General features: G+C 74.2%; 1 protein-coding gene. It reads left to right on the forward strand.

The window, feature by feature from the left end:
• Positions 1 to 3,041, forward strand: a 3,041-nt coding sequence (locus tag A2U95_RS21415; protein ID WP_476756107.1) for a beta-ketoacyl synthase N-terminal-like domain-containing protein, incomplete at both ends; no start/stop codon positions are given.

A 3,041-nucleotide genomic window follows, 5' to 3' on the forward strand; every position in this document is an offset into this window, starting at 1 on the left:
CCCCCGCATGGAACCCATGCTCGAGGAGTTCCGCACCCTCCTGCAGACGGCCACCTTCCACACCCCCCGCATCCCGGTCGTCTCCAACCTGACCGGCGCTGTCGCGGGTGAGGAGCTGCTGACCGCGGACTACTGGGTGGACCATGTCCGCCGGGCGGTCCGCTTCGCCGACGGCATCCGCCACCTCGACGCCCAAGGCGTCACCACCTACCTCGAGCTGGGACCGGGTGGCGTCCTGTCCGCCATGGCCCAGGAGACGACCACCGAGGCCGCGTTCGTCCCGGCCCTCCGCAAGAACCGCCCGGAAGCGGACGCGGTCGTCACCGCCCTGGCCGAACTCCACACGCACGGCACCACCGTCGACTGGACGGCCTACTTCGCCGGTACCGGCGCCCGACGCGTCGACCTGCCCACCTACGCCTTCCAGCGTCAACGCTATTGGCTCAACGCCGCTCAGACGGCGCGCCTCGTCGCGGAGGCGGCCGAAGGGGATGAGGCCTTCTGGGAGGCCGTCGGAGGAGGGGATCTCGAGGCTCTCGCCCAGACCTTGGACGTCCGTCTCGACGATCCGTTCACCGCCGTCGTGCCGGCCTTGTCGGAGTGGCGCCGTCGGCGCAGGGCCGCGGAAGCCCTGGACTCGTGGCGGTACCGGACCACCTGGCAGCGTCTGCCGGGAGCCGCCGGCCCTGTGTCCGCGCTTCCCGGCACGACCCTCGTCGTCGTCACCGACCGCACCGCCTCGCCCCTGACGGACGACTGCCTCGCCGCGCTGGGCGACGGTGCGGCAGTCCTCCGCGTCCCCGCGGACGCCTCCCGGGCGACGGTGGCCGAACGGCTGGCGGAGGCGGTCGGGAGTCTGCCTGCCGCCGTCGGACGTGTCCTGTCCCTGCTTCCGCTGGACGAGGCGGAGCACCCCGGTGTGCCGGGACTGCCCGCCGGTTACGCGGCCTCGGTCGCTCTCGTCCAGGCCATGGACGACGTCCGGCTCGACGTACCGCTGTGGACCGCCACCTGCGGGGCCGTCGCCGTGTGGCCCTACGAGTCCGTCCTCGGTGCCTCGCAGGCACTGTGCTGGGGGTTGGCCGAAGTGGTCGCCACCGAGTACCCGCAGCGCTGGGGCGGCCTGATCGATCTGTCCGAGGACCTGGACGAGCGCGGCCGCGAGCGGCTGCGTCAGGTGCTCGCGGGCAACGAGGACGAGGACCACCTCGCGATCCGGTCCGCCGGAACGTTCGCTCGCCGTCTGGTCCGGGCCCCGGCGTCGGCCCGGCAGCGGAACCGAGGCACGTCCTGGAGCCCGGACGGAACCGTTCTCGTCACCGGCGGCACGGGTGCGCTCGGCGCCCACGTCGCCCGCGGACTCGCCGGCCAGGGGGTCCGCCGGCTCGTTCTCACCAGCCGTCGTGGGCCCGACGCGCCGGGCGCGGCGGACCTCGTCGCGGACCTCGAGGGCATGGGCTGCCGGGTGCGCGTCGAGGCGTGCCCGGTGGAGGACCGGGACGCGCTGGCCGCGCTCCTCTCCTCGATCCCCGAAGAGGAACCGCTGACCGCCGTCGTGCACACCGCGGCGGCCCTCGACGACGCCCTCATCGACGCCCTGACGCCCGAGCGCCTCGCCCACGCGCTGCGCGCGAAGGTCGACGGTGCGCGCAACCTGCACGACCTCACCCTCGGGCTGGACCTGTCCGCGTTCGTGCTCTTCTCCTCCCTCAGCGGTGTCGTCGGGGCTCCGGGGCAGGGCAACTACGCTCCCGGCAACGCCTTCCTCGACGCCCTCGCCCAAGCCCGCCGGGCCGCGGGTCTGCCCGCCACGTCCGTCGCCTGGGGCCGCTGGGGCGGAGCGGGACTCGCCCAGGGCAGCGCGGAGGAGCGCTTCGAGCGGATCGGCGCCCATGCCATGGACCCCGAGCAGGCGCTCGCCGGGCTGGAGCAGGCGCTCGAGGACGGTGAGACCTTCCTCGTGGTGGCCGACGTCGACTGGCGTCGCATGGTCGACCACACCGCGACGCGCCGCCCGAGCCCGCTGATCCGTGAACTCCCGGACTTCCGGGACGACGGGCGTGCCGCGCGGTCCGCCACCGCCCCCGCGGGCGGCGGCCGGGACCGCTCCTCCTCACAGGTCGACGGGCTCCTCGCACTGCCCGCGGCCGAGCGGGCGCGCGCCGTCCTCGACCTGGTGCTGGCCGAGACGGCCACCGTCCTCGGTCACAGCGACACCAGCAGGATCCCCAAGGACCGTACGTTCCAGGACCTCGGCTTCAACTCGATGAGCGCCGTGGACCTGCGGAACCACCTGGGTGCCGCCACCGGGCTCTCCATGCCCGCCACCCTCGTCTTCGACTATCCGACGCCGGCCGCGCTCGCCGCCCACCTCACGGGCCACCTCGACGGCACCGGCACGGGATCCGAGGACGCGGGCCCGGCGACCACGGCGCACGGTGCGCCCGCCACCGCCGACGACCCGGTCGTCGTGGTCGGGATGAGCTGCCGGTTCCCCGGGGGCGTGACCTCGCCGGAGGACCTGTGGCGGATGCTGGTGGCCGGGCGCGACGGCATCAGCGGATTCCCCACGGACCGCGGCTGGGACGTCGCCGCCCTGTACGACCCGACACGCGGCACGCCGAACACGTCCTACGTGGGCCACGGCTGCTTCCTGCACGACGCGGCCGCGTTCGACCCCGCGCTCTTCGGCATCTCGCCGCGCGAGGCACTCGCCATGGACCCGCAGCAGCGGCTGCTGCTGGAGGTGTCCTGGGAGGCCTTCGAACGGGCGGGCGTCGACCCGCTGTCCCTCCGCGGCAGCCGCACCGGAGTGTTCGCGGGCACGAACGGCCAGGACTACGCGACCGTCGTCCAGGAGGCCGAGGACTCCACCGCGGGGCACGGCGCGATCGGCAGTCTGGCCAGTGTGCTCTCCGGCCGGTTGTCCTACGCCTTCGGTCTGGAGGGGCCGGCGGTGACGGTCGACACGGCGTGCTCGTCGTCGCTGGTCGCCCTGCACCTGGCGGCGCAGGCGCTGCGCTCCGGCGAGTGCGACCTGG

The organism is Streptomyces chilikensis, from assembly GCF_001642695.1.
In the GTDB taxonomy this organism is placed as follows: Bacteria; Actinomycetota; Actinomycetes; order Streptomycetales; family Streptomycetaceae; genus Streptomyces; species Streptomyces chilikensis.